This window comes from Methylobacterium sp. 092160098-2, assembly GCF_028920805.1.
Lineage (GTDB): Bacteria > Pseudomonadota > Alphaproteobacteria > Rhizobiales > Beijerinckiaceae > Methylobacterium > Methylobacterium fujisawaense.
This window is the reverse complement of sequence record NZ_JAQPZJ010000001.1, coordinates 1349239-1367798: the sequence shown is the minus strand read 5'-3', so window position 1 is coordinate 1367798 and position 18560 is coordinate 1349239. Positions and strand designations below refer to the sequence as shown.

The window sequence follows — 18560 nt, the reverse complement described above, 5'->3', positions numbered from 1 at the left end:
CGCAATTGTGCGGTTTCGTGCGGATCTGTCCGGATCAAGCCCGCGCGAGCCGTGCCTGTGAGCGAGATCGAACTGTCCGAGGCGCAGAGCCGCGCCATTGCCCAGACCGTGCGCGAGGCGCTGGCCCGCCGGCGCATCTCCCGGCAGACGCTGGCCGAGGAGGCCCGGATCAGCATTTCGACCCTGGAGAAGGCGCTCTCCGGCCGCCGGCCCTTCACCCTGGCGACGACGATCCGGCTGGAGGAGGCCCTGGGCCAATCCCTCCGCCAGGAACCGGGGCGACCGGCTCCGGAGACGGCCCGTCACGCGCCCGACGAACTCGGCTCCTACTCCCGGGAGAGCGTGGCCTGGATCGAGGGCCGCTATCTCACCCTGCGGCCCTCCTTCGGGACGGCCGGGGCGATCTTCGCCTACCGTACCGAGATCGCGTGGGACGCGGAGTCGGCCCGCCTCGTGTTCCGCGAGGCCGAGCGGCTCGACGCCCCCTTCGCGCAATCCGGCAGCGTCGCCGTGCCGAGCCAGTCGGGCATGATCTATCTGGTGACCAACTGGCACGGGCAGCACCGCCTGGCGGTCCTGTGCCGCCCGAACATCCAGGGCGAGATGTACGGGGTCCTAACCACGCTCCATGCGGGGCGCGGCACCCAGCTGACCCCCGCCGCGGCGCCCCTGGCGCTGCTTCCGGAGCAGGCCGGCGCGTTCGGCTACGGGCGCATCGGACCCGAGGAGCCGGGCTTCGCACCGTACCGCGCCTATCTCGCCCGCGTGCACGAGGACGGCTACGCCACCTTCTTCACGGGTGTCGCCTGACGGGGCCGGGCGCGATGCGGATGGGCCGGCGCCCCTGGCCGTGATGGGCCGGTCGACACAGCAGCCGACGCGTTCGGCCGACCGCGCGTTGCGCCGGCTGCGGACAGGAGGCGTCCCCCGCCGGATCGGCCCCCTCGCGCTCGCGCAGGCGCCGGCCGGCCGGCCGAAGACCCTGCGCCCGTTCGGGTGCCCGTCGAAGCCTCCGTCCTTGGAGAGGGCCGCTCCGTGAGCAGACCCTCTCCGGACCCCGCGGGCCGCCGGGTTCAGGCCGCGCTACTGGGCCGCGATGTTGTAGGCGAGCGCCGACGAGGCGAGGGAGGCCCCCCACACGCAGAGCGTCGTGCTCGTTCCCATGGTCGGCACCGCGATCAGCGCGCCGACGCTGGCCACGGCGAGGCCGATCGCTGCCCCGTACAGTGCGTCGTCGCTCACGCCGCCGGCGACACAATCGATCTCTTCATCCGTCAATTCGCGGATCTCTGGCACATTCTTCATCATCGCGACCTTTCGATATCGATGGTTGAATGCCGAATTATCCATCGGCGTCGCGCAGGCAGCCCCAAAGCGTTCGAGAGATCAAATCGTATAGAAGCACTATAGCCTGCGTCCGGGCGAGGTCCTATCGCCGGTGCGGTCCTGCCCTGGGCTCCGGAGCCGCGACGGCAGAGGTGAAGACCTGCCGCTTCGATCGCGACGACTGCGCCGCGATCACCGAGGCGAGTCGGCATCCGGTGGGGCTCCGAGCCCGCGTCCGGAGCGCGCCGACGCTCGCCCATGCTCCGATGCTGCGGGCGTCCGGCCTTGCGATGGCGTTGGTGATCACATCGCGGCGTCGAGGCTGAGCAACCGTCGATCAACGCACCGGGTCGACGGGGCGTCGAGGCATGCGCGAGGCGGGCTCGTCGATCGACGGCATGGGATCGATGCCCAGGAGGGCTGCGAGATCCGGCCCGGCATTCGGCTCCAGCAGGTCGGCGAGGGTATGTCGGTCGAGGACCGCGAGGAACGCGGCGAGCGCTTCGTTCAAGACACCCTTGAGGCGGCACGCGGGCGTGATCGCACAGGCCGCACCGGCGAAGCAGGGGACCAGCGCCAGATCCTCCTCCATGGCCCGCACGACGTCTCCGACGCGGATCTGGTCCGCAGGCCGGCCCAGAAGCAAGCCGCCGCCCCGGCCACGCGTCGTCCGGATCAATCCCAGCCGGCCCAGCTGATGCACCACCTTCACCAAGTGATGCTCGGATATCCCGTAGGCCGCCGCGACGCCGGCTATGGAGCCCTGCCGGGGGCCCAGCGAGCCGAGATAGATCAGAGTGCGCAGGCCGTAATCGGTGAAGCGGGTCAGCCGCATGTCAACTCCGTAACAGCCCTTAAGGTGCATGACGATTGCACCTTTAAAAATGGGCCGTCATAAGGTGCATGTAATATGCATCTTGAGGACCGCCATGCCTGCCCCGCTGAGTCCCTCCACCGTCGCCCTCATCAAAGCCACGATTCCCGCCCTGGAGGCGCGAGGCCTGGACATCACGCGGCGCATGTACGAGCGCCTGTTCGAGAACGCCGAGATGCGCGACCTCTTCAACCAGTCGCACCATGGGGCAGCGGGCTCGCAGCCGAAGGCCCTCGCGCAAGCCGTGCTGGCCTATGCCCGCAACATCGACAATCTGAGCGTTCTCGGCGGGGCGGTGGAGCGCATCGCGCAGAAGCATGTCGCGCTCAACATCCTCCCCGAGCACTATCCGCACGTCGCGGATGCGCTGCTCGGCGCGATCGGCGACATTCTGGGCGATGCGGCGACGTCCGAGATCTGCGCGGCCTGGGGAGACGCGTACTGGCTCCTGGCGGAGATCCTGATCGGGCGCGAGGCGGCCATCTACCGCGACCACGCCGCAAAGCCTGGAGGCTGGACCGGCTGGCGCGCGTTCCAGGTCGAGAGCGTGACCCAGGAGAGCGAGACGATCCGCTCCTTCGTGCTGGCGCCGGTCGATGGGGGGCCCGTGCTGCGCCACCAGCCCGGTCAGTACCTCGGCTTCCTCTTCGACCTGCCAGGCCAGGGCGTTCTGAAACGCAATTACTCGGTCTCGTGTGCCCCGAACGACCGCGTCTACCGCATCACCGTCAAGCGCGAGAACGCGCCCGGTGCGCCGGCCGGTGTCGTCTCGAACTGGCTGCACGACGCGGCCGGCATCGGCACGATCCTGCGCGTGGCACCGCCGTCGGGCGACTTCTTCCTCGACCGGTCGACGAACGGCCCGGTGGTCCTGGTCAGCGGCGGCGTCGGACTGACGCCGATGGTGAGCATGCTGGCCGCCATCGCGGATGAGATGCCCGAGCGCCCGACTTGGTATGTCCACGGAGCCCTCAACGGCCGTGTCCATGCGCTGCGGGACGCGACGGCCGCCGCAGCCTCGGGGCGCGCGCATATCCGCGTCCGGACCTTCTACGCCCAGCCGGACGCGCAGGACCGGCGTGGCGAACATTACGACGAGGCGGGTCTCATCACGGCGGATTGGCTCGTCGCGAACACGCCGCAGGCCGAAGCGGTCTACTACCTCTGCGGTCCCAAGCCGTTTCTGGCCGCGCTCGTGAACGGCCTGCAGCGCCACGGCGTCCCGGCCGAGCGGGTCCGCTTCGAATTCTTCGGGCCGGCGGACGAATTGCTGGAGGACGAGGTGCGGCGCGTCGCCTGATCGTGGCGCCACGGCCGGGTGTCGGCGGCGCCGCGAACGGCGCTGCCGCCTCCCGTGATCGCGCGTACGGGGGCCGGACCGCCCGGTGCCGACGGAACGGGCGCCCGCCGTCGAGCGCCGCGGGCCGCCCTGCCGCCCCTATCCCTTCAGCCGCTCGATCAGGGCCAGGGTCCGGCGACCGGTGTCGTCGAAGGCAGGCAGATCGATCATGGGGTCGGGCTTGGCGACGGCGGTCAGTCGCGCGCGGTCGCGGATGACGATCTCCTGGCCCGCAACGCCGATGCCGATCTTGGTGAGGGCTTTGAGGGCGCGGGAGAAGGACTCGCGCGTCATCCCGAGTTCGGACGCGATCATGTGCTTCTCATAGGGCAGGATCGCGCGGTCCGGCGTGCCCTGCCGTTCGGATAGGACGAGGATATGGCATCCGACGCGCTCGGCCGCGGAGCGCAGCTTCAGATTCTTGGTCTGCCGCACCATCCGACGGAACTGCTCGGCGAGCGTTTCCAGAACCGCCTTCGCCAGATGCGGGTTGCGTTCCACCGCGTCGCGGAACGCATCGGCCGGAATGAGCAGGAAGCGGGTCGGCTCCGGAGCCCGCCCCTGCATCAGATACGGCGATGCGGTCACGACGGCGGCAGGGATCAACAGGTCCGGCGCCCTCACGACTTCGATGAGCACCTCGCGGCCATCGCGGGATCGTCCGAAGAGCTGAACCGATCCCGACAGGACGACGATCTGGAAGGTCGGGACCTCGCCTTGCGCGAAAAGGATCGTCCCCGCCGGCACTTCGTGCTCGAGCGTGTGCTGGAACATGGTGCGGATGCGCGGTGCCTCCTTGCTGCTGTCACCCGTTCCGGGATCGGTGTTCGCTTCTCCGCGCATGGCAAGCTGCGCTTCCACTCGACCTCGGCATCGTGAGAACCGGGGCGCATTCCGGCCTTGATGCATATCAACTGCAGATTTGGCCCAACCCCGATCCCGATCCGGCATCGACCGCGCGCCGCCGATCCGCGGCGAACGCGAACCGCCGGAGCCGGCAAGCGCCCTGGGGTCGGAAGTGACTGCCGTGCGCCGATCCACCCGATGTCGGCGCGGAGGCGGGCCTGCAGTCATGCGCCCGGCTGTGGGCGGGCGCCGAGAGGGCATTGGGGATGCCTTCGAAGAGCGAGCCCCTGCGTCGAAGCCCGTCCGCTGAGGCATCCCGGAATCGGCATCTCGACGGGACGCAACGCGCGTCGGTCTTCAGTCGCCCTCCAGGCTTTCTGCGATCAGTGCCATGCGCACCAGCTCGGACAGGCTGCCCGCCTGCATCTTGGACATGACGTTGGCCCGGTAGATCTCGACGGTCCGCGGGCTGATGCCGAGATCGAGCCCGATGACCTTGTTGGCCTTGCCGGCGACCAGTCCCTCCAGGACCTGGCGCTCGCGCTCGCTGAGTGCGGCCAAGCGCGCCCGCACCGCGTCCCCATTGGCGTCGCGCGTCCGGGCGCGATCCGCCCGCGCCAAGGCCGATCGGATGCTGGCGAGAAGAACGTCGTCGTCGAAGGGCTTCTCGATGAAGTCCACCGCGCCGGCCTTCATCGCTTCGACCGCGAGCGCGACGTCCGCATGGCCTGTCATGACGATCACGGGCGGCATCCGGCCTCTCTGCCGGAGGCGGTGCAGCAGTTCGACGCCGTCGATGTCGGGCATGCGCACGTCCGTGACGATGCATCCGACACGGTCGGTCCCCGCGGCGAGGAAGGCGGTCGCCGAGTCGTGCACCTGGACCGCCAGTCCGTCGGTCGCCAGCAGGAAGGCGAGGGATTGGCGCACCGCGAGATCGTCGTCCACGATGTGCACGGGCGCGTCAGTCGACATGAGCCATCTCCTCGCGGTCGAGCGTGCGCAGGGTGAAGCGGAAGGTCGTTCCGCCGTCCGGACCCGGGCAGGCCTGGATCTTGCCGCCATGGGCCTCGACGATGGTTCGACAGATCGACAGGCCGACGCCCATGCCGTTCGCCTTCGTCGTCACGAAGGGCTGGAACAGCTGCTCGGCGATCTCGGGCGCGATGCCGGTCCCGGTATCCGACACCCGTATCTCGACCAGGCCTTCGGCCGGACGCGCCCGCGTCCCGACGACGAGTTCGCGCCGGGTCACGTCCTGCATGGCCTCGATCGCGTTGCGGATGAGGTTGAGCAGGACCTGCTGCACTTGGATCCGGTCGGCCAGCACGAGCGGCGCATCCGGATCGAGATCGAAGCGGACGCGCACACCCTTCTCCTTGGCGCCGACGAGGGCGAGGGCGCTCGCCTCCTCGACCAGCTTGGGCAGGCTTTCGATATGCCGCTCGTTCTCGCCGCGCGATACGAAGTCCCGCAGGTGCCGGATCACCTGTCCGGCTCTCAGGGCCTGATCGGCCGCTTGGTTCACCGCGTCGGAGAGCCGGGCCGCCTCCGGGCCTTCCATGCGCCCGAGGAGGCGGCGGCAGCCCTTGAGGTAGCTCGCGATCGCCGTGAGCGGCTGGTTGATCTCGTGCGCCAGCGTCGATGCCATCTCGCCCAGGGCGGTGAAGCGCGACATGTGCACCAGCTCGGACTGCAACTCCTGCAGACGCATCTCCGTCTGGTTCCGTTCGGTGAGGTCGCGGATGAAGCCGGTGAAGTAGCGCACGCCGCCCGAACGCATCTCGCCGACCGCCAATTCTATCGGGAAGGTCGAGCCGTCCTTGCGCTGGCCGACCACGACGCGGCCGATGCCGATGATGCGGCGTTCTCCGGTCGAACGGTAGCGCGCCATGTAGGCGTCGTGCTGGCTCCGATAGGGTTCCGGCATCAGCAGGCTGACGTTCCGGCCGACCATCTCGTCCGGCCCGTAGCCGAACTGCCGCACGGCCGCCGCGCTGAACGATTTGATCTGCGCCTGCTCGTCGATGACGATCATGGCGTCGGGGACCGTGTCGAGGATCGAGCGCAGATGCGCCTCGCGCGCCCGCAGGTCTTCGTCGGCCTGCTTCTGTTCGTGAATGCTGAAGACCACGCCGCGGTGGCGGCACGGCCGACCGTCGGCGCCGATCTGCACGCGGCCGCGCGAACGCAGCCAGTGGACGCGTCCATCGGGATGCACCGCCCGATAATCGACCTCGTAGCGTCCGCCCTCCGCCAGCGCGCGCCCGATGGCGTCCGCCCTGGCTGCGCGGTCGTCCGGATGCACGAAGGCCTGCATCGCGTCGAAGGTGGTCAGACGGTCCGGCGGCACCCCGAACAGACGGATGCAGGACGGCAAGATCGTGACGCGCCCGGTCCGGACGTCGAGGGCCCAGCCGCAGATGCCCGCTTCGTCGAGCGTCAGCCGAAGTCCCTCCGCGTCGAAGGGGTCGTCGCCGCGGGAACCCGGATCGTTGGGAGGGTCAGACGTCGTCATGTCGGCCGTACGGGGGGACGGCATCGTCATCCGTCCGGATCGTCGGCGCCCGTCTTACAACGCCGGGTCCATCAAGAAACAGCCGGCGCGCACCGCGGTCGTCGGTCCTCCGGGAGGGCCTGGCCGGCGGGGCTCCTGGCGGCCCGCGATCCTGGCCTCGAGCCGCCGACGCCTCCGCCCCGCATCCGGCTGCCCGCGGCGCGGCGGGGCCGGGAACGCCGCTTGCACGGTGCAGGGGGCGGCCGCGCGACGCCCGGGGAGGGCCGGCCGGTTACGCTTAAGCGCGTGATGCGATTTCGGATTTTGGAATGGAGCGGGTGAAGGGAATCGAACCCTCGTATTCAGCTTGGAAGGCTGCTGCTCTACCATTGAGCTACACCCGCGCGGGCGGATCGTTAGCACGCTGCGATGCCCGTGAGAAGGTGGGGCGCGGCCGGCGATGAACGGCCGCCGCGAAGGGACGATCCTCCGGCGCCGCGCCGCTCGGAAGCCCGACATCCCCTCGAAACGAGGGGCTTGCGACGGTCGCGTCGCTCCAGCCGGGGGCACTCGTCGCGGGACCGAGGCGTCGCCCGATCAGCCGAGCCTCAGCGCGGCGCGGGCCTCGGCGGGCGTCGCGACCCGCCGGCCGTGCCGGGCCACCGCCTCGGCGGCGAGGCCGACCAGTTCGGCGTTGCTGGCCGCCAGACGGTCCTTCGTCACCCGGATGTTGTCCTCCAGGCCGGTGCGGACCGCGTCGGCGCCGCGGGCGAGCGCCCAGTCCATCACGATCGCCTGGTTGCGGCCGATCCCGGCCGCCGTCCACGTCGCCTCCGGCAGGATCCGCCGCGTCTCGGCGAGCAGGATGTCGAGGAGGTGCTCCTCGGCCGGCATCGCGTTCTGGACGCCCAGGACGAACTGCACGTGCGGGCGCGCGTCGATCAGGCCTGCCTCCACGAGGCGCTTGGCGCCGTGCAGGTGCGAGAGGTCGAAGATCTCGATCTCGGGTCGGACGCCATACTGCTTCATCTGGCCGGCGAGGTCGGTCACGAGGCTCGCGGAATTCTCGTAGACGATCGTCGGGAAGTTCACCGAGCCGGTGGACAGGGACGCCATGTCGGGCCGGTGCTTGAGCGAGAGGCCGCGGGCGGCCGGGTCGCGCCCGCGCCCCCCCGTGGAGAACTGCACGATCATCCCCGGGCAGTGCTCGCGCAGCCCCGCCTGCACGGCGGCGAACTTGTCCGGGTCGGAGGAGGGCGACTCGTCGTCGTTGCGCACGTGGATATGGCAGAGCGTGGCGCCCGCCTCGAAGGCCTGATGCGTCGACTCGACCTGCTCGGAGACGGTGACCGGAACGGCCGGGTTGTCGGTCTTGCGCGGCACGGAGCCGGTGATCGCCACCGCGATCACAACGGGCACCTCGCTCCGGGATCCTGCCATCCGCCTGTCCTCCCTGCCTCTTGGATTTCGGAAACCCGAATAGCGCCGCGCAAGCCGGATCTGAACCGCCCGGCGCGGGCGGCAGATCCGTCTGCGGGACATCTCGGGCCGGATGACAGCCCGGACCCGTGTCCCGACGGACTTGTGTCTCGCCGGCGCTTGCCGCACCTCTTCCGGCCGCGAGGCACACGATGAACGACACGATCCTGGTCCTGAACGGGCCGAACCTGAACCTGCTCGGCAAGCGCCAGCCCGAGATCTACGGCCGCGAGACCCTGGCCGACGTCGAGGCCCTGTGCCGCGAGACCGCCGCCGGCTTCGGGCTCACGGTCGATTTCCGCCAGAGCAACGCCGAGCACGTGCTGATCGACGCCATCCACGATTTCCGGGTCGGCTCGGCCGGCATCGTGATCAACGCGGGCGCCTACACCCATACCTCGGTGGCGCTCCTCGACGCGCTCAACACCTGCGAGGTGCCGGTGATCGAGTGCCACATCTCGAACGTCCACCGGCGCGAGGCCTTCCGCCACCACTCCTACATCTCGCTCGCCGCCACGGCGGTGCTGGCGGGGTTCGGGACGCACGGCTACGCGCTCGCCATCCGCCACCTCGCGCATCTGCGGGCCGGCAAGCCTGCATGAGGCGCGGATAGCGCCGCGATCAGGGTTGACGCTGGCGGAGACAGGGCGGAGGAGGGCGGTCAGGCCCTAGTTTCACGCGCGCTCCCCGGCCGGACCGGTCGTCATGGCCCCGGAGAGCGCCTCAAGCGGAGCGCGCACGCCGCATGACCAGCCCCTTCCTGCCCCTCGACCGGACCGTCATCGCCCGCGAGGCGGCCAAGATGTTCCTCGAGATCGGTGCCGTCCTCTTCTACAAGGACGAGCCGTTCAAGTTCACCTCCGGTTGGGCGAGCCCGGTTTACACCGACAGCCGGAAGATCATCTCGTTCCCGCGCCTGCGCTCGACGCTGATGGACTTCGCCACCGCCACGATCGTGCGCGAGATCGGCTACGAGAAGCTGACCCACATCGCGGGCGGCGAGACCGCCGGCATCCCCTTCGCGGCCTGGATCGCCGACCGGATGATGCTGCCCATGCAGTATATCCGCAAGAAGCCCAAGGGCTTCGGCCGCAACGCGCAGATCGAGGGCGAGATCGTCGACGGCGCCCGGACGCTGCTGGTCGAGGATCTGGCCACCGACGGACGCAGCAAGGTCAACTTCTGCAAGGCCCTGCGCGAGTCCGGCGCCCAGGTCGATCACTGCTTCGTGCTGTTCTACTACGACATCTTCCCCGGCAGCGCCGCGCTGATGGAGGAGATCGGCATCAAGCTCCACTACCTCACCACGTGGTGGGACGTTCTGGCGGTGGCCAAGGAGATGGGCACCTTCGATCCGAAGACGCTCGACGAGGTCGAGCGCTTCCTCAACGCGCCGGCCGAGTGGTCGGCCGCCCATGGCGGCATCTCCGCCTTCGGCCAGGCCTGAGGGGTTTTCGCGATGGGCGTCGCAGACCTGTTCCCCGCCGAGCGCCAGGACGCGAAGCCGGTCGACCGGATCACGATCCGCCGGCCGGACGACTGGCACATCCACCTGCGCGACGGCGCGATGCTGAAGGCGGTGCTGCCCTACACGGCGGCGCAGTTCGCCCGGGGCATCATCATGCCGAACCTCGTGCCGCCCGTGACCACAGTCGCCGCCGCGGAGGCCTATCGCGCGCGGATCCTGGCGGCCCTTCCCGCCGGCATGGACTTCACCCCGCTCATGACCTGCTACCTGCGGGACGACACCGATCCGGACGAGATCGAGCGCGGCTTCCGGGAGAAGGTCTGGGTCGCCGCCAAGCTCTATCCGGCGGGCGCGACCACGAACTCCCATGCGGGCGTCACCGACCTCCTGGGGATCGCGCCTGTGCTGGAGCGGATGGAGCGGATCGGTATGCCGCTCCTGATCCACGGCGAGGCCACTGACCCGGAGATCGACATCTTCGACCGCGAGGCGGCGTTCATGGAGGGCAGCCTGATCCCGCTGCTCGGCCGGCACCAGGGGCTGAAGGTCACCGTGGAGCACGCCACCACGGCGGAGATCCTCGACGTGGTCCGGGAGCACCGGAGCCGGTGCGCGGCCACGATCACGCCGCACCACCTCGTGATCAACCGGACGCACATCTTCCAGGGCGGGCTGCGCCCGCACCTGTACTGCCTGCCGGTGGCCAAGCGCGAGCGGCACCGGCTGGCCCTGCGCAGGGCCGCGACCTCCGGCGAGGCCTGCTTCTATCTCGGCACCGACACCGCCCCCCACGTCCGCGGCGCCAAGGAGGCGGCCTGCGGCTGCGCAGGCGTGTTCTGCGGGCCGAGCGCGCTCCAGACCTACGTGCAGGTCTTCGACGAGGAGGGGGCGCTCGATAAGTTCGAGGCCTTCGCCTCCCTCAACGGCGCCCGCTTCCACGGTCTGGAGCCGAATGCCGGGACCGTCACCCTGGAGCGCCGGCCCGGCCGCGTCGCCGAGGCCGTGACCGTGGACGACACCGCGGTGGTGGTGTTCCGGGGTGACGAGACGCTGCCCTGGTCGGTGGTGTGACCGCCTAGGCTGAGGACAGCGCACCGTCATCGCGAGCGGCGCGAAGCGACCCAGGGCAGCGCGACATCGGCGATCGTCGCGCGACACTGGATTGCTTCGCTGCGCTCGCGGAGACGGACATCGGCACTCCATCCAATCAGCCAAAGCCATCTTTGCCTGGATCCAACCTCCGGTTACCGATCTTCGGTTGATCCGGAGGCGGTGTACGATGCAGGACGCGCGACAGGACGGCATCACGGCGATGGGCGCCGTGGACCTCGCCGCCGCCATCCGCGGCCGGGTGGTCTCCTGCGCGGAGGTGATGCGCGCCTATCTGGAGCGGATCCACCGGCTCAACCCGCAGGTCAACGCAATCGTGGGCCTGCAGGACGACGCGGCGCTCTTGCGCGAGGCCGAAGGTGCGGACGCCGTCCTGGCGCGGGGCGAGCCCGTCGGGCCGCTGCACGGCTTCCCGCTGGCCGTGAAGGATCTCGACCCGGTCCGCGGCCTGCCGTTCACCCAAGGGTCGCCGATCTTCGCCGACCGGATCGCCGAGACGGACTCGATCATGGTGACGCGCCTGCGCGCCGCCGGGGCGATCTTCATCGGCAAGACCAACATCCCCGAATTCGGCCTCGGCTCGCACAGCTTCAACCCGGTCTACGGCGCCACCGGCAACGCCTACGATCCGGCGAAGACCGGGGGCGGGTCGAGCGGCGGCGCGGCCGTGGCGGTGGCGCTGCGGATGCAGCCGGTGGCCGACGGCAGCGACCATGCCGGTTCGCTCCGCAACCCGCCGGCCTTCAACAATTGCTACGGCCTGCGCCCGGCCTGGGGACGGATCCCCGCCGAGGCCAAGGACGTGTTCAGCCCCGGGCTCGGCGTGCTCGGGGCGATCGGGCGAACGCCCGGCGATATCGGACTGATGCTCTCGGTTCTGGCGGGCTACGACCCCCGCTGCCCGAACGCCATCCGGCAGGACCCCTCCGCCTTCGCGAGCCCGCTCGCCCGCGACTTCCGCGGGACGCGGATCGCGTGGCTCGGCGATTGCGGCGGCCAGATCCCCTTCGATCCCGGCGTGCTCGACGTCGGACGCGCCGCCCTGGCGACGTTCGCGGAGATCGGCTGCATCGTCGAGGAGGCGATGCCGCGCTACGATATGGAGCGGCTCTGGGAGGATTGGCTGGTGCTGCGCGCCTTCACCGTCGCGGCAAATCTCCGCCCGTTCTACGACGAGCCCCGCCACCGGGCCCTGCTCAAGCCGGAGGCGGTCTGGGAGGTCGAGCGGGGGCTGGCGCTCGGCGCCGACCGGATCATCGCGGCCCTGGAGGGGCGCACCCGCTGGTACGAGACCCTGCGCCGCTTCATGGAGGGCTACGATTACCTCGTGATGCCGAGCGCGCAGGTCTTCCCGTTCGACAAGGCTTTGCGCTGGCCCGAGACGGTGGGCGGACAGGCGATGGACACCTATCACCGCTGGATGCAGATCACGATCCCGGCGACGATGTCGGGCCTGCCGGCCCTCGACGTGCCGGCCGGGTTCGGAGCCGCCGGACTGCCCACCGGCATCCAGATCGTCGGACCGAACCACGGCGAACTCGCCTGCCTGCAACTCGGGGCCGCCTACGACGCGGCGAGCAACTGGGTCCGCCGCTTCCCGCCGCCCCTGCAGTGAGGGAGCGGCTCCGCCTCCGAACCGGCTCACTTGCACGCGCGGACGCGTTGACCCGCCGCGCGCGCTCCGCTATGAGGCCCGACACTTCGCGCGCCGACCATGAGCCAGTTCCGGATCATGCGGGCGCCGCGGGGCAGGTTCGGATTTCCGATGACCACGGTCCTTATTGTAGCGGTAGCGTCACCGACGGGGCGGCCCTGAGCTAGGGCCGCGATCCGGGCGGTGGCGCATGCAGGGTCCCTCGGGGCCCTTTTTTGTTGCCCGCGTCCGGGCGGGACAGGACTGGGACGGACGGAGATCCGAGGCGATAGGCACCTTCGGGCGAGGCGGAGACCGCCCCGCATGACGAGGGTGCCGGGAGAGAGGACGGGGCAGGGCGGCGATCACGGGATCGCGGTGGCTCCGGAGAGCGCGAGGAGACGAGCATGGGCGGCGAGGTCATGACCGGGGCCGAGATGGTCATCCGGGCCTTCCAGGATCAGGGTGTCGACACGCTGTTCGGGTATCCGGGCGGCGCCGTACTTCCGATCTACGACGCGCTCTTCCACCAGAACGCCGTCAAGCACATCCTCGTCCGCCACGAGCAGGGCGCCGTCCACGCCGCCGAGGGCTATGCCCGCTCCTCCGGCAAGGTCGGCTGCGTGCTGGTCACCTCGGGCCCCGGTGCGACCAACATTGTCACCGGGCTGACCGACGCGATGCTGGATTCGATCCCGCTGGTCTGCATCACCGGCCAGGTCCCGACGCACCTGATCGGCACCGACGCGTTCCAAGAGTGTGACACGGTCGGCATCACGCGCCACTGCACGAAGCACAATTACCTCGTCAAATCGATCGACGATCTGCCGCGCATCCTGCATGAGGCGTTCTACGTGGCGGCGAACGGCCGTCCCGGCCCGGTCGTCGTCGACCTGCCCAAGGACATCCAGTTCGCCTCCGGTCTCTACGAGCGTCCGGAGATCGCGAGCCACAAGACCTACCGCCCGGCCGTGAAGGGCGATGCCGACCGGATCCGCGCGGCCGTCGAGCTGATGGCGACCGCGCGCCGGCCGGTCTTCTACACCGGCGGCGGCGTGATCAATTCCGGCCCGGAGGCGTCGCGCCTGCTGCGCGAGCTCGTCCGCGAGACCGGATTCCCGATCACCTCGACCCTGATGGGCCTCGGCGCCTATCCGGGCACGGACGAGAAGTTCCTGGGCATGCTCGGCATGCACGGGACCTACGAGGCCAACCTCGCGATGCACGAGTGCGACGTGATGATCTGCGTCGGCGCCCGGTTCGACGACCGGATCACCGGCCGTCTCGACGCGTTCTCGCCCTTCTCCAAGAAGATCCACATCGACGTCGACGCCTCCTCGATCAACAAGGTCGTCAAGGTCGATGTCGGGATCGTCGGCGACTGCGCCTCGGTGCTCGGCGACATGCTGGAGGCGTGGCGCGCCCTGCCGTCGCGGCCCGACAAGTCCAACCTCGATCCGTGGTTCCAGAAGATCGGTGCCTGGAAGGCGCGGGACTGCCTCGCCTACTGGCCGTCGGGCACGATCATCAAGCCGCAATACGCTGTCCAGCGCCTCTACGAGGCCTGCAAGGACCGCGAGACCTACATCACCACCGAGGTCGGCCAGCACCAGATGTGGGCGGCCCAGTACTTCAAGTACGACGAGCCGAACCGCTGGATGACCTCCGGCGGCCTCGGCACGATGGGCTACGGCCTGCCGGCGGCGATCGGCACGCAGCTCGCGCATCCGAATGGGCTGGTGATCGACATCGCCGGCGAGGCCTCGATCCTGATGAACATGCAGGAGATGTCGACGGCGGTGCAGTACCGCCTGCCGATCAAGGTGTTCATCCTGAACAACGAGTACATGGGCATGGTCCGGCAGTGGCAGGAACTGCTGCACGGCTCGCGCTACTCGCAGAGCTACTCGGAGAGCCTGCCGGACTTCGTGAAGCTCGCGGAGGCCTACGGCGCCAAGGGCATGCGCTGCGAGAAGCCGGGCGACCTCGACGGCGCCATCGCGGAGATGCTCGCCTATGACGGCCCGGTGATCTTCGATTGCATCGTCGACAAGACCGAGAACTGCTTCCCGATGATCCCGTCGGGCAAGGCGCACAACGAGATGCTCCTGTCCGACTACCTCGGTGAGACCGGCGTCGAACTCGGCGACGTGATCTCCGAGGAAGGCAAGATGCTGGTGTGATGGGTTTGGCGGCGGCCCTCCGGGGTCGCCGCTGGTGAGCACGGACGGGACGACGAGGACGAGGCCGGCGATGAATGCGATGAACACCCACTACCCCGATGCCGTCCGTGTCGAGCCGGTGAACCGGCACACGCTGGCGGTGATCGTCGACAACGAGCCCGGCGTGCTCGCGCGCATTTCGGGCCTGTTCTCCGGCCGCGGCTACAACATCGAGAGCCTGACCGTCTCCGAGACCGAGGAGGCGCGCCACATCTCCCGCATCACCATCGTCACGACGGGCACCAACGCCGTGATCGAGCAGATCAAGGCGCAGCTCGACCGGCTGGTGCCGGTCCACCGGGTGGTGGACCTGACGCTCCAGGGCAACGCCCTCGAGCGCGAGATCTGCCTCGTGAAGGTGAAGGGAGAGGGCGAGCACCGCAGCGAGGCCCTGCGGCTCGCTGCCGCCTTCGGCGCCAAGACGCTGGACGCCACGCTCAACTCCTTCGTGTTCGAATTGACCGGGGCCACCGAGGAGATCGACCGGTTCGTGCGCCTGATGAGCGTGATCGGGCTGGTGGAGATCTGCCGGACCGGCATCTCCGCGATGGGGCGCGGGGCTGAGCCGCTGTAGGCTCCGGCGGCTGACCTCTGCTAGGATGCCCCGTCCCCGCAGGAGGCGGAGTGATGGAAGCCAAGGTCATCCGCTGGGGTGACGACCTCGCCGTCCGTCTGAGCAGCGCGGAGGCCGAAGAACTCGGCATCCGCGAAGGCGAGACGGTCGAGATCGTCTCGAAGCGCCCGGTCCCGCCGGAGCCGCAGCAATGGGCTGGGCGCCGGTACGTCAACGGGCTGCCGGTCTATACGCTCGAGGACATGGTCGCCGAGATGCGCCGTCTGGGCCCGGATTTCGAGCCGCCGACCGTGGACTGGGGTCCGGATGTCGGCTCTGAGATCATCGATGACGACGACTCCCGCTGAGCCATCGCTTCAGGCCGGCGATTTGATCCTCGTCGAATTTGGTCCTGTCCGCGGGACGGAACAAGATGGTCGTCGACCGGCGTTGGTTGTGTCGGAAGTGCTGATGAACACGGCGACGCGCCGCGTCATCGTCTGCCCGATTACGAGCAACATCGAACCATGGCCGACGAAGGTGATGCTTCCGGTCGGAATGACTGTCGAAGGCGCGGTGTTGACGGATCAGATCCGGTCCATCGATCAGCGGCCGCGTATTCTGAGGCGCCTCGGCGTCGCGCCGGGCGCTGTTCTCGCCGAAGTCCGGCATCAGATCGCGAAACTGCTCGGGCTTTGAAGCAGGACGGCGTATAGCAGTGTCATGACCGCCCGCACCCTCTACTACGCCCCCGGCGCCTGCTCGCTCGCCGCCCACATCGTCCTGGAGGAATCCGGGCTGCCCTACGAGGGCATCAAGCTCGACCTCGCCGCCGGCGACCAGCGCCGGCCGGAATACCTCGCGATCAACGATCGCGGCCGCGTGCCGGCGCTGACCGAGGACGGCTGGGTGCTCACCGAATGTGCGGCCATCATGCGCCACGTGGCCCGTCAGGTGCCGGAGACGGCTCTGTGGCCCGCCGACCTGCGGGAGCAGGCCGCCGCGGACGAGTGGCTCGGCTGGCTCGCCTGCAACCACCACGTGACCTACGCGCATGTCCGCCGTCCGGAACGCTACACCGAGGATGAGAGCGCGTTCGACGGCATCAAGAGCAAGGCGGCCAACACCTACGCGGATCTCGCCGCCATGACCGAGGTGCGCCTCTCGCACGGCGGCTGGGCGGTGGGCGACCGCTTCAGCGTCGTCGACGCCTACCTGATGGTCTTCTGGTTCTGGGCGAACGGCCCGGTGCTCCGGTTCGACATGGCCGGTCGCTTCCCGGCCTGGACCGCCCACGCCCGCCGCGTCGCCGAGCGCCCGGCCGTGCAGGCCGTCTTTGCCCGCGAGGGGTTGCCGCTCCCGCGCTAATCCCATTCGGTCGCGGCCCCCCCCCTTGCCGCGGCCATCGAATCGGCCTAGAGCGCGTACCGTACGGTACGGTACGCCATTCGAGATGATGCAGGCCAGCGCCACAGCAGAGCGGGAAGCGCCGTCGGCACGCCAGCAGGCGGTGCTGGACGTCGTGCTCGGCCTTATGGTCGAGGACGGCGAGCAGCTCACCATGGACGCCGTCGCGCGCCGGGCGAGCTGCTCGAAGGAGACGCTCTACAAGTGGTTCGGCGACCGGGACGGGTTGCTGACCGCGACGGTGCGCTGGCAGGCCTCCCGGGTCCATGCCGGGCACGACGCCGCGCAGATCCTCGACGGGGCGACCCTGCGGGAGCGCCTGCAGGATTTCGCCGTGACGTGGCTGGAGGTCATCACCGGCCCCACCTCGGTCGCGTTGAACCGCATCGCCATCGCGCATGCCGGCTCGCGCAAGAGCAATCTCGGCGGCATCGTGCTGGCCAACGGCCGCTTCGCCATCGGCGAGCGGGTGAAGCCCGTGCTGGAGGCCGGGCGCGCCGCCGGGCTACTCGCCTTCGCCGACAGCGAGGCCACCTTCCGCACCTTCTTCGGCCTCGTCGGCCGGGATATCCAGATTCGACTTCTGCTCGGCGAGACCCTCGATTTCGACGGGGCCGAGATCCGGCGCGATGCGGGCCGCGCCGTCGAGCAGTTTCTGGCCCTCTACGGCCAGGCCAAACCCGACCCGAACCGCCACGTTTAAGAGGAGACAGACATGCGGGTGTATTACGATCGCGACGCCGACCTGAACCTGATCAAGGGCAAAAAGGTCGCCATCGTCGGCTACGGCAGCCAGGGCCACGCCCACGCGCTCAACCTGCGCGATTCCGGCGTGAAGGACATCGTCATCGCCCTGCGCGAGGGCTCCGCCACCGCCAAGAAGGCCGAGCACGAGGGCTTCAAGGTCCTGTCGGTTGCCGAGGCCGCCAAGTGGGCCGACGTGGTGATGATGCTCACCCCCGACGAGCTGCAGGGCGACATCTACCGCGAGTCCCTCGAGGGCAACATGAAGCAGGGCGCCGCGCTCCTGTTCGCCCACGGCCTCAACGTCCACTTCAACCTGATCGAGCCGCGCAAGGATCTCGACGTCCTGATGGTCGCCCCGAAGGGCCCGGGCCACACCGTGCGCTCCGAGTACCTTCGCGGCGGCGGCGTGCCGACCCTGATCGCCATCGCGCAGGACGCGAGCGGAAACGCCCACGACCTCGGCCTGTCCTACGCCTCGGCGAACGGCGGCGGCCGCGCTGGCATCATCGAGACGACCTTCAAGGAGGAGTGCGAGACCGACCTGTTCGGCGAGCAGGCCGTGCTCTGCGGCGGCCTTGTCGAGCTGATCAAGGCCGGCTTCGAGACCCTGGTCGAGGCGGGCTACGCCCCCGAGATGGCCTATTTCGAGTGCCTCCACGAGGTGAAGCTGATCGTCGACCTCATCTACGAGGGCGGCATCGCCAACATGAACTACTCGATCTCCAACACGGCCGAGTACGGCGAGTACGTCACCGGCCCGCGCATCGTCACGCCCGAGACCAAGGCCGAGATGAAGCGCGTGCTGAACGACATCCAGTCGGGCACCTTCACTCGCAACTGGATGCTGGAGAACAAGGTCAACCAGACCTCCTTCAAGGCGACCCGCGCCAAGCTCGCCGCCCATCCGATCGAGGAGGTCGGCGCCAAGCTCCGCGGCATGATGCCGTGGATCTCCGAGAAGGCGCTGGTCGACAAGACCCGCAACTGATCTGTTCGCATCACGCGGCCGGGCTTCGCCCGGTCGTCACGCCGGGGGCCGGTCGCGCGAAGGCGTGGCCG

General features: G+C 69.3%; 19 protein-coding genes and 1 tRNA gene. 13 read left to right on the top strand and 7 right to left on the bottom strand.

Going from position 1 to position 18560, the window contains the following annotated elements; all coding sequences use genetic code 11:
* Nucleotides 1–57 precede the first annotated feature (57 nt).
* Complete coding sequence (locus tag PQI07_RS06370; protein ID WP_053611092.1) at nt 58–810, top strand: helix-turn-helix domain-containing protein; 753 nt, start codon at nt 58–60, stop codon at nt 808–810.
* 273 nt (nt 811–1083) lie between these two features.
* Here PQI07_RS06370 and PQI07_RS06365 read toward each other — a convergent pair whose 3' ends face one another.
* Together PQI07_RS06365 and PQI07_RS06360 are read right to left on the bottom strand one after the other, a co-directional pair.
* Complete coding sequence (locus tag PQI07_RS06365) at nt 1084–1350, bottom strand: hypothetical protein (protein WP_043345609.1); 267 nt, start codon at nt 1348–1350, stop codon at nt 1084–1086.
* 313 nt (nt 1351–1663) lie between these two features.
* Nucleotides 1664–2161, bottom strand: a complete 498-nt coding sequence (locus PQI07_RS06360) for an Rrf2 family transcriptional regulator (protein ID WP_043386753.1) — start codon at nt 2159–2161, stop codon at nt 1664–1666.
* 94 nt (nt 2162–2255) lie between these two features.
* Here PQI07_RS06360 and hmpA point away from each other — a divergent pair, with 94 nt between their 5' ends.
* Nucleotides 2256–3500 carry an NO-inducible flavohemoprotein gene (hmpA, locus tag PQI07_RS06355; RefSeq protein WP_182591222.1) on the top strand — a complete coding sequence of 415 codons (1245 nt, stop codon included), beginning with the start codon at nt 2256–2258 and terminating at the stop codon, nt 3498–3500.
* A 138-nt stretch (nt 3501–3638) separates the two neighbouring features.
* Here the strand turns inward: hmpA and PQI07_RS06350 are convergent, their stop codons facing one another.
* The 5 genes from PQI07_RS06350 to PQI07_RS06330 form a co-directional block, all read right to left on the bottom strand.
* Nucleotides 3639–4580 carry a cyclic nucleotide-binding domain-containing protein gene (locus tag PQI07_RS06350; protein WP_274926279.1) on the bottom strand — a complete coding sequence of 314 codons (942 nt, stop codon included), beginning with the start codon at nt 4578–4580 and terminating at the stop codon, nt 3639–3641.
* A gap of 162 nt (nt 4581–4742) precedes the next feature.
* Nucleotides 4743–5360: a response regulator FixJ gene (gene fixJ, locus PQI07_RS06345; RefSeq protein ID WP_274926278.1), complete on the bottom strand. Its 618-nt coding sequence runs from the start codon at nt 5358–5360 to the stop codon at nt 4743–4745.
* Complete coding sequence (locus PQI07_RS06340; protein WP_274926277.1) at nt 5350–6903, bottom strand: PAS domain S-box protein; 1554 nt, start codon at nt 6901–6903, stop codon at nt 5350–5352. Before PQI07_RS06340 ends, fixJ begins: the two co-directional genes overlap by 11 nt.
* A 309-nt stretch (nt 6904–7212) precedes the next feature.
* Nucleotides 7213–7286, bottom strand: a tRNA-Gly gene (locus tag PQI07_RS06335).
* 193 nt (nt 7287–7479) lie between these two features.
* Nucleotides 7480–8322 (bottom strand): 3-oxoadipate:acetyl-CoA acetyltransferase, encoded by an 843-nt coding sequence (locus tag PQI07_RS06330; RefSeq protein ID WP_274926276.1) that lies wholly within the window; start codon nt 8320–8322, stop codon nt 7480–7482.
* Nucleotides 8323–8513: 191 nt separating this feature from the next.
* On the opposite strand from PQI07_RS06330, the gene aroQ reads away from it, so the two are divergent.
* From aroQ to ilvC, 11 genes are all read left to right on the top strand, one after another.
* Entirely contained in the window at nt 8514–8963 is a 450-nt protein-coding gene (gene aroQ, locus PQI07_RS06325) for a type II 3-dehydroquinate dehydratase (RefSeq protein WP_179697684.1), read from the top strand.
* A gap of 143 nt (nt 8964–9106) precedes the next feature.
* Nucleotides 9107–9808: an orotate phosphoribosyltransferase gene (locus tag PQI07_RS06320; protein ID WP_043382568.1), complete on the top strand. Its 702-nt coding sequence runs from the start codon at nt 9107–9109 to the stop codon at nt 9806–9808.
* 12 nt (nt 9809–9820) lie between these two features.
* A complete protein-coding gene (gene pyrC, locus PQI07_RS06315) occupies nt 9821–10900 on the top strand; it encodes a dihydroorotase (RefSeq protein WP_274926275.1) in 1080 nt (359 codons plus the stop codon).
* A 208-nt stretch (nt 10901–11108) separates the two neighbouring features.
* Nucleotides 11109–12554 (top strand): amidase, encoded by a 1446-nt coding sequence (locus tag PQI07_RS06310; RefSeq protein WP_043382573.1) that lies wholly within the window; start codon nt 11109–11111, stop codon nt 12552–12554.
* A gap of 425 nt (nt 12555–12979) precedes the next feature.
* The gene (locus PQI07_RS06305) at nt 12980–14755 is read left to right on the top strand and encodes an acetolactate synthase 3 large subunit (RefSeq protein ID WP_274926274.1); all 1776 of its coding nucleotides are present in this window, start codon (nt 12980–12982) and stop codon (nt 14753–14755) included.
* Between the two features lie 70 nt (nt 14756–14825).
* On the top strand, nt 14826–15368 hold the full coding sequence (ilvN, locus tag PQI07_RS06300; protein WP_043347129.1) for an acetolactate synthase small subunit: 543 nt from the start codon (nt 14826–14828) through the stop codon (nt 15366–15368).
* A 53-nt stretch (nt 15369–15421) separates the two neighbouring features.
* Nucleotides 15422–15715: an AbrB/MazE/SpoVT family DNA-binding domain-containing protein gene (locus PQI07_RS06295; RefSeq protein ID WP_043382578.1), complete on the top strand. Its 294-nt coding sequence runs from the start codon at nt 15422–15424 to the stop codon at nt 15713–15715.
* Nucleotides 15696–16046 (top strand): type II toxin-antitoxin system PemK/MazF family toxin, encoded by a 351-nt coding sequence (locus PQI07_RS06290; protein ID WP_274926273.1) that lies wholly within the window; start codon nt 15696–15698, stop codon nt 16044–16046. Before PQI07_RS06295 ends, PQI07_RS06290 begins: the two co-directional genes overlap by 20 nt.
* Before the next feature lie 24 nt (nt 16047–16070).
* Nucleotides 16071–16715 carry a glutathione S-transferase family protein gene (locus PQI07_RS06285; RefSeq protein ID WP_274926272.1) on the top strand — a complete coding sequence of 215 codons (645 nt, stop codon included), beginning with the start codon at nt 16071–16073 and terminating at the stop codon, nt 16713–16715.
* Between the two features lie 85 nt (nt 16716–16800).
* Nucleotides 16801–17457, top strand: a complete 657-nt coding sequence (locus PQI07_RS06280; protein WP_043347122.1) for a TetR/AcrR family transcriptional regulator C-terminal domain-containing protein — start codon at nt 16801–16803, stop codon at nt 17455–17457.
* A 12-nt stretch (nt 17458–17469) separates the two neighbouring features.
* A complete protein-coding gene (gene ilvC, locus PQI07_RS06275) occupies nt 17470–18489 on the top strand; it encodes a ketol-acid reductoisomerase (RefSeq protein WP_012322218.1) in 1020 nt (339 codons plus the stop codon).
* The last annotated feature ends 71 nt before the right edge of the window (nt 18490–18560 follow it).

Coding starts and splice junctions, on each gene's coding strand:
- PQI07_RS06320 (WP_043382568.1), top strand. CDS start 9,107: ATGACCAGCCCCTTCCTGCCCCTCGACCGGACCGTCATCGCCCGCGAG.
- PQI07_RS06310 (WP_043382573.1), top strand. CDS start 11,109: ATGCAGGACGCGCGACAGGACGGCATCACGGCGATGGGCGCCGTGGAC.
- hmpA (WP_182591222.1), top strand. CDS start 2,256: ATGCCTGCCCCGCTGAGTCCCTCCACCGTCGCCCTCATCAAAGCCACG.
- PQI07_RS06340 (WP_274926277.1), bottom strand. CDS start 6,903: ATGACGACGTCTGACCCTCCCAACGATCCGGGTTCCCGCGGCGACGAC.
- PQI07_RS06365 (WP_043345609.1), bottom strand. CDS start 1,350: ATGGATAATTCGGCATTCAACCATCGATATCGAAAGGTCGCGATGATG.
- PQI07_RS06280 (WP_043347122.1), top strand. CDS start 16,801: ATGATGCAGGCCAGCGCCACAGCAGAGCGGGAAGCGCCGTCGGCACGC.
- pyrC (WP_274926275.1), top strand. CDS start 9,821: ATGGGCGTCGCAGACCTGTTCCCCGCCGAGCGCCAGGACGCGAAGCCG.
- ilvC (WP_012322218.1), top strand. CDS start 17,470: ATGCGGGTGTATTACGATCGCGACGCCGACCTGAACCTGATCAAGGGC.
- PQI07_RS06290 (WP_274926273.1), top strand. CDS start 15,696: ATGACGACGACTCCCGCTGAGCCATCGCTTCAGGCCGGCGATTTGATC.
- fixJ (WP_274926278.1), bottom strand. CDS start 5,360: ATGTCGACTGACGCGCCCGTGCACATCGTGGACGACGATCTCGCGGTG.
- PQI07_RS06305 (WP_274926274.1), top strand. CDS start 12,980: ATGGGCGGCGAGGTCATGACCGGGGCCGAGATGGTCATCCGGGCCTTC.
- PQI07_RS06330 (WP_274926276.1), bottom strand. CDS start 8,322: ATGGCAGGATCCCGGAGCGAGGTGCCCGTTGTGATCGCGGTGGCGATC.
- ilvN (WP_043347129.1), top strand. CDS start 14,826: ATGAATGCGATGAACACCCACTACCCCGATGCCGTCCGTGTCGAGCCG.
- aroQ (WP_179697684.1), top strand. CDS start 8,514: ATGAACGACACGATCCTGGTCCTGAACGGGCCGAACCTGAACCTGCTC.
- PQI07_RS06360 (WP_043386753.1), bottom strand. CDS start 2,161: ATGCGGCTGACCCGCTTCACCGATTACGGCCTGCGCACTCTGATCTAT.
- PQI07_RS06285 (WP_274926272.1), top strand. CDS start 16,071: ATGACCGCCCGCACCCTCTACTACGCCCCCGGCGCCTGCTCGCTCGCC.
- PQI07_RS06295 (WP_043382578.1), top strand. CDS start 15,422: ATGGAAGCCAAGGTCATCCGCTGGGGTGACGACCTCGCCGTCCGTCTG.